Source organism: Actinoplanes sp. NPDC051513 (genome assembly GCF_044454685.1).
Classification (GTDB): Bacteria; Actinomycetota; Actinomycetes; order Mycobacteriales; family Micromonosporaceae; genus Actinoplanes.
The window spans coordinates 124,368-137,863 of the sequence record NZ_JBITDW010000002.1 but is presented as its reverse complement, the minus strand read 5'-3'; the positions used below and the strand labels follow the sequence as shown (position 1 = coordinate 137,863).

The 13,496-nt window shown below is 70.7% G+C and carries 14 protein-coding genes; 4 read left to right on the top strand and 10 right to left on the bottom strand.

Features of this window, described 5'->3' with window-relative positions; all coding sequences use genetic code 11:
• Position 1 precedes the first annotated feature (1 nt).
• From ACIA5D_RS05955 to ACIA5D_RS05940, 4 genes are read right to left on the bottom strand one after another with little or no spacing between them, the layout of a single operon-like run.
• Entirely contained in the window at positions 2-865 is an 864-nt protein-coding gene (locus ACIA5D_RS05955) for a ketose-bisphosphate aldolase (RefSeq protein WP_396028730.1), read from the bottom strand.
• 35 nt (positions 866-900) lie between these two features.
• Positions 901-1,743: a carbohydrate ABC transporter permease gene (locus ACIA5D_RS05950; RefSeq protein WP_396028729.1), complete on the bottom strand. Its 843-nt coding sequence runs from the start codon at positions 1,741-1,743 to the stop codon at positions 901-903.
• A 5-nt stretch (positions 1,744-1,748) separates the two neighbouring features.
• A complete protein-coding gene (locus ACIA5D_RS05945; RefSeq protein WP_396028728.1) occupies positions 1,749-2,684 on the bottom strand; it encodes a carbohydrate ABC transporter permease in 936 nt (311 codons plus the stop codon).
• A 55-nt stretch (positions 2,685-2,739) separates the two neighbouring features.
• Positions 2,740-4,029, bottom strand: coding sequence for an ABC transporter substrate-binding protein (locus tag ACIA5D_RS05940; protein ID WP_396028727.1), 1,290 nt, complete (start codon positions 4,027-4,029; stop codon positions 2,740-2,742).
• A gap of 260 nt (positions 4,030-4,289) precedes the next feature.
• Between ACIA5D_RS05940 and ACIA5D_RS05935 the strand changes: the two genes are divergently transcribed.
• Positions 4,290-5,123, top strand: coding sequence for a DeoR/GlpR family DNA-binding transcription regulator (locus ACIA5D_RS05935; protein ID WP_396028726.1), 834 nt, complete (start codon positions 4,290-4,292; stop codon positions 5,121-5,123).
• Here the strand turns inward: ACIA5D_RS05935 and ACIA5D_RS05930 are convergent.
• Positions 5,103-6,005, bottom strand: coding sequence for an aldo/keto reductase (locus ACIA5D_RS05930; RefSeq protein WP_396028725.1), 903 nt, complete (start codon positions 6,003-6,005; stop codon positions 5,103-5,105). The genes ACIA5D_RS05935 and ACIA5D_RS05930 overlap by 21 nt on opposite strands.
• Positions 6,006-6,083: 78 nt before the next feature.
• Here ACIA5D_RS05930 and ACIA5D_RS05925 point away from each other — a divergent pair, with 78 nt between their 5' ends.
• Positions 6,084-7,538 carry a glycoside hydrolase family 76 protein gene (locus tag ACIA5D_RS05925; protein WP_396028724.1) on the top strand — a complete coding sequence of 485 codons (1,455 nt, stop codon included), beginning with the start codon at positions 6,084-6,086 and terminating at the stop codon, positions 7,536-7,538.
• An 8-nt stretch (positions 7,539-7,546) separates the two neighbouring features.
• Here the strand turns inward: ACIA5D_RS05925 and ACIA5D_RS05920 are convergent, their stop codons facing one another.
• Together ACIA5D_RS05920 and ACIA5D_RS05915 are read right to left on the bottom strand one after the other, a co-directional pair.
• Complete coding sequence (locus ACIA5D_RS05920) at positions 7,547-8,116, bottom strand: hypothetical protein (protein ID WP_396028723.1); 570 nt, start codon at positions 8,114-8,116, stop codon at positions 7,547-7,549.
• A gap of 61 nt (positions 8,117-8,177) precedes the next feature.
• Positions 8,178-8,981, bottom strand: a complete 804-nt coding sequence (locus ACIA5D_RS05915; protein WP_396028722.1) for a hypothetical protein — start codon at positions 8,979-8,981, stop codon at positions 8,178-8,180.
• A gap of 59 nt (positions 8,982-9,040) precedes the next feature.
• Here ACIA5D_RS05915 and ACIA5D_RS05910 point away from each other — a divergent pair, with 59 nt between their 5' ends.
• Entirely contained in the window at positions 9,041-9,538 is a 498-nt protein-coding gene (locus ACIA5D_RS05910) for a MarR family winged helix-turn-helix transcriptional regulator (RefSeq protein ID WP_396028721.1), read from the top strand.
• A 64-nt stretch (positions 9,539-9,602) separates the two neighbouring features.
• Positions 9,603-9,893 (top strand): GlsB/YeaQ/YmgE family stress response membrane protein, encoded by a 291-nt coding sequence (locus ACIA5D_RS05905; protein ID WP_396028720.1) that lies wholly within the window; start codon positions 9,603-9,605, stop codon positions 9,891-9,893.
• Positions 9,894-9,906: 13 nt separating this feature from the next.
• Here ACIA5D_RS05905 and ACIA5D_RS05900 read toward each other — a convergent pair whose 3' ends face one another.
• Genes ACIA5D_RS05900 through ACIA5D_RS05890 form a run of 3 tightly spaced genes read right to left on the bottom strand, consistent with a single transcriptional unit; the run spans position 9,907 to position 13,382 of the window.
• A complete protein-coding gene (locus tag ACIA5D_RS05900; RefSeq protein ID WP_396028719.1) occupies positions 9,907-11,871 on the bottom strand; it encodes a BTAD domain-containing putative transcriptional regulator in 1,965 nt (654 codons plus the stop codon).
• 6 nt (positions 11,872-11,877) lie between these two features.
• Complete coding sequence (locus tag ACIA5D_RS05895) at positions 11,878-12,381, bottom strand: hypothetical protein (protein ID WP_396028718.1); 504 nt, start codon at positions 12,379-12,381, stop codon at positions 11,878-11,880.
• Positions 12,378-13,382 (bottom strand): LuxR C-terminal-related transcriptional regulator, encoded by a 1,005-nt coding sequence (locus ACIA5D_RS05890; protein WP_396028717.1) that lies wholly within the window; start codon positions 13,380-13,382, stop codon positions 12,378-12,380. Before ACIA5D_RS05890 ends, ACIA5D_RS05895 begins: the two co-directional genes overlap by 4 nt.
• Positions 13,383-13,496 lie beyond the last annotated feature (114 nt).

Sequence of the window (13,496 nt, the reverse complement as noted above, 5' to 3'; positions counted from 1 at the left end):
ATCAGTAGAGCGAGCCCTTGCCGGCGGCGCCGAACAGCTCGATCTTCTGGGCGGCGACCACCTTCATGGCGTCGATGCAGGCGGGCTGGATGGCGTTGGGCTCGCGCACCTTCGGATCGTTGCCGAGCACCTCGCGCATCTTGTTGTGGTAGGCGACCTTGATGTCGGTCGAGATATTGATCTTGTTGATGCCGGTCCGGGCGGCCTCGCGGATCTCGTCGTCGGGGTTGCCGGAGCCGCCGTGCAGCACCAGCGGGATCCGTACCCGGCTCTTGATCTCTTTGAGGAGGTCGAGCCTCAGCTCGGGCTTGAGGTGGGCGGGATAGAAGCCGTGGAACGTGCCGATCGCGATCGCGAGGCTGTCCACGCCGGTCTGCTCGACGAAGGTGACCGCGTCGTCGGGGTCGGTGTAGATGATCTCGGCGGCGCCGGCCTCGGCGTAGCTGTCGTTGCCGCCGATCGTGCCGAGCTCGCCCTCCACCGACACGCCGAGAACGTGCGCCGAGCCGGTGACCTTCTTGGTGATCGCGACGTTCTCCTCGAACGGCTTCAGCGAGCCGTCGATCATCACGGACGTGAAGCCGTACTGGATCGCCTGCAGAACCTCCTCGTAGGCGGCGCCGTGGTCCCAGTGGATCGCGATCGGCACGGTCGACCGGTGCGACCGCGCGACGATGCCGGCGATCATCTCGGGGCCGATGTGGCTGACCTCGTCGGGGTGGATGGCGACGATCAGGGGCGCGTCCGTCTCCTCGCTGATCTCCACGATGCCCTTGAACATCGCCCAGTCGCTGATGTTGAAGGCGGGCACGGCGAAGCTGTGTTCGTTGGCGACGTCCAGGATCGCCTTGCCGGTCGTCAGCATTACGGTGTTTTCTCCTTCGCGACAAAAACGGGGGGTCAGGCCTTCACGGCGCCGGCGGTGAGCCCGCCGATGAACCGCTTCTGGAAGAGCAGGAAGAGGACGAGCACGGGAATGGAGCCGAGGATGCTCATCGCCATCATCTGGTTCCACTCGTACGAGTGCTGGCCCATGAGCAGCTGAATGCCGATCGGCACGGTGCGCATGTCGTCGGTGCGGGTCAGCGTGAGCGCGAACAGGTACTCGTTCCACGAGATCATGAACGTGTAGACCCCGACCGCGATGAGGCCGGGCACCGAGATCGGCACCAGGATCCGCCACAGCGCGGTCCAGCTGGTGCCGCCGTCGACCTTGACGGACTCGTCCAGCTCGCGGGGCAGCGTGTTCAGGTACGCGGTGATCATGATGATCGCGTACGGCAGGGTGAACACCATGTGCGTGAGGATCAGGCCGGCATAGGTGTTGTACAGCCCGAGCGCGACGACGAGCCCGAAGTACGGAATGACGAGCGTGATCGGCGGCACGGCCTGGACGCTGACGATCACGGCGTTGATGGTCTTCTGGAACGGGAACGTGAAGCGGCTGAACGCGAACCCGGCCAGGAGTCCCACCAGCAGCGTCAGGATGGTCACCCCGATGGCGACGATGTAGCTGTTGAGGAAGAACCGCAGCTGGGTGGAGCTGCCGAGGATCTCGCGGTAGGCGTCGAACGAGAAGGTCTTGGTGATCAGCCGTGGCGGGTTCTGGAAGACGTCCCCGTTGCCCTTGAACGAGGTGGACAGCATCCACAGGACCGGCAGGCCGGCGAACAGCCCGCCGATGACCAGTCCGGTGATGACGCCGGTCTTGGCGAGGGTGCGACGGGTCTTCATGGTGGCCATGCGTCTCACCGCTCCCTTTGCTGGCGTACGTAGAAGAACGCCAGGACCATCGTCAGCAGGAGCACGATCGCGGCTGCCGCGGCGGCGGTCGAGAACTCGTACTCGCTGAAGGCCTGTTTGTAGGTGTAGGTGCTGAGCATCTCGGTGGTGTTCAGCGGCCCGCCGCCGGTGGTCAGCCAGATCAAGGCGAACTGCTGCGAGGTCCAGATCAGGTCGAGCACCGCCATGCTGATGATCACTGGGCGCAGCTGGGGCAGCGTCACGTGCCGGAACCGCTGGAGCCAGTTCGCCCCGTCCACGCCGGCCGCCTCGTACAGCTCGCCGGGAATGCCCTGCAGCCCGGCCAGCAGGCTGATCATGAAGAACGGGTAGCCCGACCAGATGTTGATGAACGTGACCGCCCAGAGCGCCGTGCCCGGGTCACCGAGCCAGTTCACGCCCTGCTGGATGAGACCCAGCGTGTGCAGCACGTAGTTGACGACGCCGGACGGGTCGAACAGCAGCCGCCAGATCACGGCGATCACCGCGATCGTGAACAGCCAGGGCAGGATGTAGACGATCCGGAAGATGGCCTTGGTGACCCCGCTCAGCAGCTGGGTGTTGAGCATCATCGCGAAGGCCAGGCCGAGCACCAGGTGGGCCACCGTGCTGACCGAGATGAAGACGGCCGTGTTCTTCAGCGCGGCCAGGAAGTCGGGGTCGGTGAGCACCTTGGTGTAGTTGGCGAACCCGACGAACACCGAGTTCTCCTGGACGATCACGTTGTCCCGGAACGAGTAGCTGATCACCATGACGATGGGAACCACCATCAGGACCACGATCAGAACCACCGTGGGGGACAGATAGCCGTACGGGATCAGGCGCCGGACCAGCGTCTTCTTCTTCGGCGGCGCCGCCTGCGCGACCGGCGGGGCGGTCTTCGAGGCGATCAGGGATGTCATCGCTGTCTCCTTGGGTCGGGCGCCGCGCCTGGTGAAGGCGCGGCGCCCGGGCGGACTAACCGATCACCTCGGACCAGGAAGCCTGGGACTTGGCGAGGGCGTCGTCGACACTCGCCTTACCGGTCAGCACGAGCTGGAGCTGCTCGTCGAAGCTGCGCATGAGGTCTTCGGACTTGGGCAGGCCGACGAACTCGTTGGCCGGGAAGCCCTGCTGGTAGATGTCGAAGGCGGTCTTGAACAGCGGGTCGCTGCCGCTGAAGTCGGGCTTGGCGTTCTTGTTGCCGGGGAAGCCGTTGGCGATCGTGCTCAGCTTCGCGTTGGTCTCCTGGCTCATCAGGTAGGACACGAACTTGAACGCCTCGGCCTTGTGCTTCGTCGAGTTGGAGATGCCGATTCCCCAGGACGCGTACGGGATGCCGCGCTTGCCGGTGTAGCCGTCCTCGGCCGGCAGGGCCGCCACCTCGAACTTCAGATCCGGCTTGCTCTTCTTGATCAGGTTGATGTGCGCGAGCGAGTCGATCATCATGCCGACCTGGCCGTTGGTGAACTTCTCGACCTTGTCCTGCTCTTTCATGGTGAGCAAGCCGGGTGCGATGACGCCCGCGTCGTTGAGGCTCTTCACGTACTCGACCGTGCTCTTGACCGGAGCGCTCTGCAGGTTGGGCTTGCCGTCCTGCAGCATGCTGCCGCCGGACGCCCACAACCAGGACATGACGTCGTTCTGGATGCCGTTGGGCACCGCGGTGTCGAGCGGGAGCGCCCATCCCTTCACGTCGCCGCCGGAGGCGCTGATCTTCTTGGCCGCGTCGAGGAACTCGGTGCGCGTGGCCGGCACCTTCGCGACGCCGGCCTTGGCGAGCAGGTCTTTGTTGACGAAGAGCGGATAGACGAAGTTGACCACCGGGATCATGTACGTCTTGCCCTCGAGCTGCACCTGGCTGGCGAGCTGACTGGTGTCGTAGCTCGCGTCGGTCATCAGCTTGGACAGATCGGTGATCGCGCCCTGCTTGGCGAAGTCGTTGACCCAGGCGCCGTCGAGGCCCACCACGTCGGGCAGGGTCTTCGAGGCGGCGCCGGTGATCAGCTGCTGCTTGGTCGAAGCGTACGGCGCGCTCAGCAGCTTGATCTTGATGTTCGGGTTCTGTGCCGTGAAATCGCTGACGATCTTGTCGAACTCCCCGGCCGGAAGCTCGGCCCCCCACCACTGGGCGAACTCCAGCGTGACGTCGCCGCCCGAGGCCGCGTCGCCCGAGTCGCCACCGCCGCACGCCGCCACGAACGCGACCGTCGCGGCCGCCGTCACCGCCCCTATCACTCGCTTCAGCCGGGTTGCACGAACCGCCATGGTGGCTCCTTCTATATCGAGATCTTTCTGTTCTCTGCCGTGTTGGCGCCACGTTAGCAGCGTGTTACCGATTCGAACAAGACAAGAACAGCAGAAAACTGCGGAGTACGGCATACTATTGCTTGCAGAAGACATGCAGGTTCGCTCTGAACAGGGCGAACCGGCCCTGCCCATCCTTGCGGCTCTTCGCTGCTCTCCGCAGCGATGTGCTCCATGGACACGCATTTGTGGCATACTGCCGCACTGACAAGGGGGACTCAGTGACCGTTGACAGGGACGACCGGCAGCGCCACCTGCCCGCCGGGCGTAAGGCCCAGCTGGCCACGTACGTCGCCGACACCGGCCAGGTCACGGTGGGCGAGCTGGCCGAGCGCTTCGGTGTCTCGATCGACACCGTGCGCCGCGACCTCGATCAGCTGGCCGCCGAGGGCATCCTCGTGCGCACGTACGGCGGCGCCGTCAGCCTCTCCACCGTCTCCCGCACCACCGACCGCGCGGTCGACCAGCGGCTCACCGTGCAGGAACAGGAGAAGGAGAAGATCGCGGCGCTGGCCGCGGCACTGGTCCAGGACGGCTCGACCATCATGATCAACGGCGGCACGACCACCCTCGCGCTGGCCCGCAGCCTCGGCCAGCACCGCGACCTGACGGTGGCGACCAACAACCTGCTGGTGCCGGGCGCGCTGCCGGCCACGGCCGTCCGCGACATCTACATCTTCGGCGGCGCGGTGCGCGCGCTCACCCTGGCCACCATCGGCCCGGTCAGCTTCCGCGCCAACACCGGCGCCGATCTCGACATCAGCTGCGACCTGGCGCTGATCGGCGTCGGCGCGGTCGCGGCCGAGGCCGGCTACACGACGAGCAACCTCGCCGAGGCCGCGATGATGCAAGAGATGATCTCGCGGGCCGCCCGGGTGGCGATCCTCGCCGACTCGTCGAAGTTCGGCCGCCGCCTGTTCGCCCAGGTGTCCGAGCTCGGCGCCGCCGACTACCTGATCACCGACACGGCGCCGCCGCCCGACCTGCGCGACGCCCTCGAGGCGAACGGCGTCGAGCTGCTGCTTCCCCGGGCCTCAGCTCCACGGCAGGCGTGAGCGCTCCTGCCAGTACTGCCCGGCCGGCACCGCCAGGTCGTCCGGCCACCCGGCGGTGATCTGCTCGGCGCGCAGGTTCGAGGTCAGCTGGCCGGCGGTCGCGGCCCCGGAGAGGACGATGGTCGCCCAGGGTTGATGCAGCGCCGCGGCGAGCGAGACGGCGTCGCCCGGCTGATCGGCCAGGCGCCCGTTGGCGAGGGCCTCCTTCACGATCACCATGCACCCCGCGTCGTGGGCCTCGGCGAGTGCCGGGCCGGCGCTGGGCTCCAGCAGATTCCAGGTGGCCTGCACGCTGCGGAACAGCGGCTGCCCGCCGACCTGTACGCCGAGCGCGGCCCGGATCGCCTCGGCCTGTGCGGGGCCGCTGGTCGACAGCCCGACCACGACGCCCTGCGCGGCGAGGGCGGCGAGGCGGCTGTGCAGGGCCGCGTCGCGCAGCGCGGGGCTCTCGGGGGTGACCGAGTGGATCTGGTAGAGGGCGAGGCGGTCGCCGAGCAGGGCCCGGGTCTCGCCGAGCTGCCGGTCGAAGGTGGCGACGCTGTGGTCCTTGGCCTCGTTCACCTCGGCATCCATGCGCCACCCGGCCGTGTAGGTGTAGCCCCACTTGCTGCCGACGACGACATCGCCGGCGTCCGGCCGGGCCTGCAGCCACTGGGCCAGGAACTCCTCGGCGCGGCCGTAGGAGCGGGCGACGTCGAAGTACCGGACACCTGACGCGTACGCCTGATCGAGAAGCTCGTGAGCGCGCGTGCGCAGCGCCCCTACCGACCGTTCGGTAGGGAGATCCGCGGCGCGCCCGAGATTGATGTAGGCCGGGCGGCCGACCGCCGCCAGCCCCAGCCCGATCCGGGACGCGCCCGCCAGCCGCTCGAGAATCTCCATGGGCCCACTTGTACATCAGGGCGGGCCTTGCGGGCACATTTCATTGACAACCGCCAATATAGAAGCTTTGTTAACTTCATGACGACGTGGGTTTCGCTCCCGGCCTCCGCTGCGGTCCTGGCTATCGCGGCGGCCGTCTCCCCCCAGGTGAGCCCCGGCTCGGCGGCGCGGGCCGTCACGGCCGCCATCTGTAACAAGTATTGCGACGGGCGCGACGCGGCGCTCGCGCCCGCGGATCGCGTGCCGGTGACCGCGGGCCTGTACGGCCGCGTCTTCAAGGTGCACGTCAACGACACCGACGCGATGGCCTGGGGTTCGGTCGAGAACGGCTCGGCCGGCGACGAGGTCTGGCTCGACCGGTCGTTCGACGGCGGCCAGACGTGGGCCGGTGGCTCGAAGCTCGGCGACGGGACGATCCCCTCCGGCGCGAACAGCCGTCGTACCGGACAGTTCAACGTCGACGACTGGGGAAGCACCGGTGTCGGAGCGCTGCGCGCCTGCGGGAAGGCCGGCGACCGGCCGGAGATCGTCTGCACGGCCTGGACGCGCAGCACCTGGAACGCCTGGGACCGGCGCACCGCCGCCGCCACGGCGCTGATGATGCGCTTCGACCGCACCACCGGACTGTTCGACACCAATGGCTGGTGGACCGGCGCCAACGCGCTGACCGCGATCATCAACAACATCCAGCGCAGCGGCATGAACAGCTACCGGTACGCCATCGCGAGCACGTACGACAAGCAGGTCGGCACCCACCAGGGCCAGTTCCGCAACGAGTACCTCGACGACACCGGATGGTGGGGCCTGGCCTGGGTGGCCGCCTACGACCTGACCGGCGACAGCCGGTACCTCAACACGGCCCGCGCCGACGCCGACTGGATGTACAGCTACTGGGACACCCGCTGCGGCGGCGGCGTCTACTGGAACACCGCCCGGACCGTGAAGAACGCCATCCCGAACAGCCTCTACATCCACCTCAACGCCGCGCTCAGCCGCCGCATCGCGGGCGACACGGTCTACCGTCAGCGGGCGCAGGCGGGATGGGCGTGGTTCCAGAGCACCGGCATGCTCAACAGCGGCAACCTGGTCAACGACGGGGTCAACCTGTCCACCTGCAAGAACAACGGCGACGTGACCTGGACGTACAACCAAGGGGCTTTGATCAATGCGCTGGTCGAGCTGAATCGCCTGACGGGTGACGCCGCCGCGCTCGCGACCGCGCGCCGGATCGGCGACGCGATGACCACCAGTGGCTACCTGTCGCCGAACGGGATCCTGCGCGAACCCAACGAGCCGGATGCCTGCGGCGGCGACGGCGTGTCCTTCAAGGGCGCCGCCATCCGCGGGCTGGGGGTGCTGAACGCGGCAACGGGCGGGGCCTACGACGCCTACCTGCGGCGCAACGCCGACAGCGCCTACGCCAACGGCCGCGACAGCCTCGACTTCTACGGCTCGCACTGGGCGGGACCGTTCCGCGGCACCAACCACAGCTGCCAGCACAGCGCCGTGGATCTGCTGAACGCTGCCCCGTAGGTGCGGCGCTAACGGACGACGGTGAGACGCGGCTTGGCGGACGGCTGCCTGGCCGACGGGCGCTTGCCGAATCGCTGGTTGAGGAGGCGGGTCAGCATCACCCCCGCAAAGACGGTGACCGTGTCGCGCACCAGCGCGTAACCGGCGGCGGCCGCGTCGAGATCCGCGATCAGGGCGACGCTCTGCAGCACCGCGCCGGCCGCGGCCGCCGACGCCGCCGCGCCGGCCAGCCGGGCGAGCGTGGTCTCGCGGCGGCGGAACCGGTCGCCATGCCCCCGCCAGTAGCCGGGCAGCCACCGGTCGAGCAGCCAGGCGAACAGCACGGCCGGCACGACCTGCGGCACCGCCTGCGCCACCCCGGCCAGCAGGTCGTCGTTCATGGGAACCAGCGCGGACAGCACCATCATCGCGAGGACGTCGAAGCGGCGGGGGCCGTACCCCGCCTGCGCGACCAGCCAGATCGCGCCGACGGCCGCGGCCGGCCAGACGACGCCGCCGGCCGCCGAGCCCACGAACAGGGCGAGCAGGTAGAGCACGGCGAACCCGGCAAGTCGGGTGCCATAGCGGGCGAAGCTCAAGGGCCGGCCTCCGCGGTCAGGGGAACGGTCCGATCGGCAGCGGGCGGCCGTGCTTGAGCTGTCAGGCCACCGCTTCTTCCGGCGCCGCCGTCGGGTCGACCCCGGCGAGGAAGCCGGCCGCGTTGTCGCGGATCCGGATCGCGCCGAGTGCGTCCGCCCAGCGCCGCACCTCGGCGGCCAGGGCGACCGCCCCCGCCTCGTCGCCGGCGTCGCGGGCGAGCACGGCCAGCAGCAACTGCTGCGAGAGCGTCCCCGTCACCCGGCCGGCGCCCGCGCCCAGCGCGGTGGCCCGCTGCCAGCGGTCCAGCGCGAGCGCCTGGTCGCCGTTGTCGTGATCGTGGTCGCCGAGGTGCCGTAGCGCCTCCCGGGCGAGCAGGTCGTCACGTCCGGCCCCGGCGGCGAGGGCAGCCTCGTAGTGGGCCGGCGCCGCCTCCCGGTCGGCCCGCAGGTTGTCGGCGATCAGCCCCAGGTACATCTCGGCCCAGCCGCCTTCGACCTGGCCGGGCGCGGTCTGCCGCAGCCCCTCGCCCCGGCGCTCGAGGCCGTCGATGGCGTCCGGGTCCTTTCCCCACGGCCCCGGCTGGAAGTTCCCGCCCACCGGATGGATCAGCTGGAGATAGTCGTTGCGCAGCCGCAGGAAGTCGAGCGCCCACCCCCCGGCGCCGGCTTTCTCGGCGGCCACCAGCCGCTCCCCCGCCGTGCCGGTGCCGACCCACCAGTCCCGGTCCAGCGCCACCTCGGCCGCCGCCAGGGCGATCCCGGCCTCCTGCGGCGCGGCGTCCAGCAACGCGAGCGCGCGCTCCCACCGTCCGCCGTGGGAAAGCTCGAGCGCCGCCGCCATAACCTCGTCCACGAGTTTCGTCATGGCGCCGACGGTAGTTTTTTGAAAAACTATCCACAAGAAAACTACTCTGAGGGGTACGCGTGGAGGAGTCGATCGATCGGCATCTCGAGACCTGGACCCGGGAGCTGGACTGGCTGGACCCGCTCACCGAGGCGATCACCGTGCGGCTCGGGATGGCGTCCCGCTATCTCAAGCAGTCCCGCGAGCGCGCCCTCGCCGGCAGCGGCTTCAAGCTCTGGCAGTTCAAGATCCTGCTCACCCTGCGCCGGCTCGGCCCGCCCTACGCGACCAGCCCGTCCCGGCTCGCCGACGAGATGGGCCTCACCCGCGGCGCGCTCTCCAACCGGCTGGCCCCGCTCGAGGAGGCCGGCCTGATCGAGCGCACCCACGACACCGGCGACCGCCGCCGCGTCGAGGTGCGCCTCACCGACGCCGGCCACGCCGCCTTCGAGGAACACGCGAAGGCCGAGAACCGCGACGAGACCGACCTGCTGGCCCCGCTCACCCCCGAGGAGCGCCAGACCCTCGACCACCTGCTCCGCAAGCTGCTCCCCGAGCCGTTCACCCGCCACGGGTGAGGTGGTCGGCGGCCGGCCGGACCAGGATGGGTCGAGGGTCGCCCCGCGAACGGGAGGTTCTGCCATGGTCGGAGCACTGCTGCTCGGGTTCGTCGCCGGTGTGATCGCCCGGGTCCTCATGCCGGGCGACGCGTTCCGCAAGATGAGCGGCCCCACGTCCTGGCTGGTCTCGATCGGGCTCGGGCTGGCCGGCGCCCTCGTCGGCTACCTCATCTTCACCGTCGGCTTCGGCATCGGCGACGACGACATCTTCGACTGGGGCGGGATCCTGAGTGCCATCATCGGCACCCTGATCGTGATCCCGATCGCCGGCTGGCTCCTGCGCCGCTCCCGACGCGGCGACGTGACCGGCTAGCCGGCTCGGGCGGTTACTGCCACTGCAGGTAGTCGGCCAGCGACCTGGCGAGCTCGCCGGCGTCGTCGTCGCGGCCGAGGGCTCGGGCCAGGGCCACGGCGCCGAGGATCGGCGACAGCTCGGCGTCGAACCAGGCCAAGGCCTGGTCGCGGCCGGCGACCGTGTCCTGTTCCGCCTCGATCAGCTGGGCCGCCGCGCCGGCGGTGCTTCGGTAGTGGTCGAGGATCCGGCGTTCGGCGGCGTGGCGGTCGCCCTCGCCGTCCTGTTCCTGGAACAGCTCCGCGGCGTAGGCCCGCAGGAGATCGTGCAGGGCGTACCGGCCGGGCGCGTGCTCGGTCAGCAGGTGGGCCTGGCACAGTTCGCGCAGGGCCGGGCGTGCCTGGGGCGCCGGCAGGCCGGCCAGGCCGGCCGCGGCGGCCAGGGCGATGTCGGGGCCGGGGTGGGCGCTGAGCATCCGGAACAGCCGCCTTGCGGCGGGAGTCACGGCGGCGTACGACCAGGAGAACACCGAGCGCAGGTCGGTAGCCGTGTCGCCGCCGGTCTCCCGGAGCTCGTCGGCCACGGCGGCGAGGGCGGATTGCGGCTGGGTGGCCGCCCGGCCGGCGACCAGGGCCAGTGCCAACGGAAGCCCGGCGCACCACGCGACGATGCGGTCGGTGGCGTCGGGCTCGGCGTCCAGCCGCGCGGCGCCCAGGCGGGCGGCCAGCAGATCGCGGGCCTCGCCGGCGTCGAGCGGCTCCGGCGTCACCGGGCAGGCGCCCTCGGCGACCAGGCCGGGCAACTGGTGGCGGCTGGTGACCAGGCCGGCGCATCCGGGCGCGCCGGGCAGCAGCGGGCGCGCCTGGCCGGCGTCGGCGGCGTTGTCGAGCAGGACCAGCACGCGCTTGCCGGCCAGCAGGCTGCGGTACAGGCCGACCTGGGCGTCCGGCTGCCCGGGGACGCGCGCCGGGGGAACGCCGAACGCTTCGATCAGCGCGCGAAGGCCCTCGTCCGGCGCCAGCGCCGGGCCGGACGGGCCGGCGCCGCGCAGGTCGAGATACAGCTGGCCGTCGGGGAATCGGTGCGCGAACCGATGTGCCCAGTGCACGGCGAGCGCGGTCTTGCCCGTACCCGCTCCCCCGGTGACCACGGCGACGGCCGCCGCGTCGCCGGTGTGTTCCAGGAGGCGGTCGAGGCGATCGAGGCCGCGCTGCTGGCCGGTGAAGCCGGCGACGCCGGCCGGTAGCTGCTGGGGCACGGGCGCGGCGGCCGGAGTGTGGCGGGCCTGATGCAGCGTGGGGTCCGCGCGGATCATCCGCCGGTGCAGGCGCTGCACGCCGGGGCCCGGCTCGACGCCGGCCTCGTCGGCCAGCAGGCGGTAGAGCCGCTGGTAGGTGGCGAGCGCTTCGACCTGCCGTCCCGAGCGGTACAGCGCGACCATGAGCTGGGCCCAGAACGTCTCGCGGAGTGGATGCCGGGCGGTCAGGTCGCGCAGCTCGCCGACCAGGTCGCCCGGCCGGCCGGCGGCCAGGTCGAGCTCGATGCGCCGCTCGACGGCGTCCAGGCGCCGCTCGGCCAGCCGCGGGGCTTCCACGTCCTCGAGCCACGCCGCGCGGATTCCCTCGAAGGGCGCGCCCCGCCACAGGGCGAGGGCTTCCGCGACGGCGGCGCGCTCCGGCTCCGCGGTGGAAGATTCCAGCAGTCGTACGAAGCTGAGCGCGTCGACCCGGGCGTGCAGGAGGTAACCGTCGGGAGTGGTCTCGATGACGTCGCCGCCGAGGAGGCTGCGCAGCCGGGTCACGTACGTCCGCACGCTGCGCCGGGCGTCGTCGGGCAGATTCTCGCCCCACACGGCGGTGGCCAGCCGTTCCACGGGCGCGGGACGCCCGGCCGACATCGCCAGCACCGCCAGCAACGCCCGCAGCCGGCCGGTCGTGATCTCCACCGCCCGCTCGCCGACCCGCACCTGAAGCGGGCCGAGCACGCCGACGGACAGCACGGCCCGCTACCAGCAGGTGCCGCAGGCCGGGTCGCCCCCGCCGTCGTGGCCGGAGACCCGGACCTCCCGGCTCACCTGAGAGTCGTCGGTGGGCAGCGGGGTCGCGATGACCGTTCCGCCCCGGCCCGGGCTGACCGTGTCGCACGCGACCCGGACGGTGTAGTCGGTGACCAGGCAGATGGTGAACTGCCCGGCGGGCAGGCTCTTGCGGATCGAGTTCGTCGCCGGCCCGGCGAGGTCGTAGCTGTTCACGGTGGACCAGTACGCCACCGCCTGCTTGTCGCGGTACAGCGCGTACATGAAGGCGGCGTTCGGCGTCTCCGGGTCGGCGGCGCAGTCGACGTGACCGTCCACCTCGAGGATGCCGCCGGCCGCGCTCACCCGGTCGATCGCGCCCGAGGAGCACGCGATGCGGGCCCATCCCTGCAGGTCGGCCCGGGCCGCGGTGGGGGCGGCCAGCACGACCACCGCGGCGGTCAGCGCCGCTCCGACTCGTACGAATGCGTTCATTGCTCGCTCTCCTCCGTTGTCGCCTCGCCCGCGTGACCCGGCGGCGTGACCGCGTGCGTCGCGCCCAGCGCGAGGCCCAGCTGGAACCGGTTCTCCACGCCGAACCGATCCATCACCCCGCGCAGCAGGTAAGTGACCGACCGCTGGGACATGCCCAGGCATTTCGCCGCGGTGGCGTCGGTGTGCCCCTCGGCCAGCAACGCCACCACCGCCTTCTCGCGTGGGGTGAGCACGACGGTGGGCACTCCTTTCCGGCGTGGGTCCGTCGCGCCGCTCCAGTGGCGGACGAACAGGGTGACCAGCGCGGCGACCACCGCGGGTTCGTCGATCTCCCAGGTGCCGCCGTCCAGGTCGAGGGGATCGACGGCCATCAGGGCCACCCGCCGGTCGAAAATCATCAGTTTGTACGGCAGCCGGGCGGCCTCCCGGTACTCTCCGCCGAGCCGCACGAACTCCTCGGCGCGCCGGGTGGACCGGTCGCCGTCGGTGGGCGGGCGGCCCAGCGACCGCAGCCGGATCCGGCGCCGGAGCAGCTCGGTGTCCATCGGCGTGGCGATCGCCAGAGTCTCGGCGCCGAACGTCTGCTCCGGGTTCATGGCCAGGTGCTCGCCGCGCTCCACCGTCACCAGCTCCGCGATGCGGCGGCGGGTGGCGGCCCGGTCCGGGAGCCGCCGGGCCACCACCTGGTCGGCGCGGCCGGCCGGGGCGGCGGCGGGATGCAACGCCCGCCGCCGCAGCGTGGCCACCGCCGCGTCGACCGGCGACGCCCGCCACCGCACGCCGTCCGTGCCGGCCGCGCCGCAGCCGTCCAGCTCGTCCAGGGCAGCTCGGACCCTGCGGACGGCGAGGCCCAGGTCGGCCGCGACCTCGCCGGCCGGTCGTGGCCCGAAGCTCGCCAGATAGCGGTACACCAGGTCGGCGTCGGCCGAGACACCCCAGCGGACCAGCGACGGCACCGCTCTCCCGACGGTCAGCACCCCCGAATTGCTGTTCCGTGTCACGAAGAACCCTCCCCGTTGGACTCCGTTACCCAGCGATGGAAGCACAGCCCCGCCGCCGGCGTCTGCGGTCGCGCGCGCCATCCACGACATTCATTGCGCGATCACGCAACACCG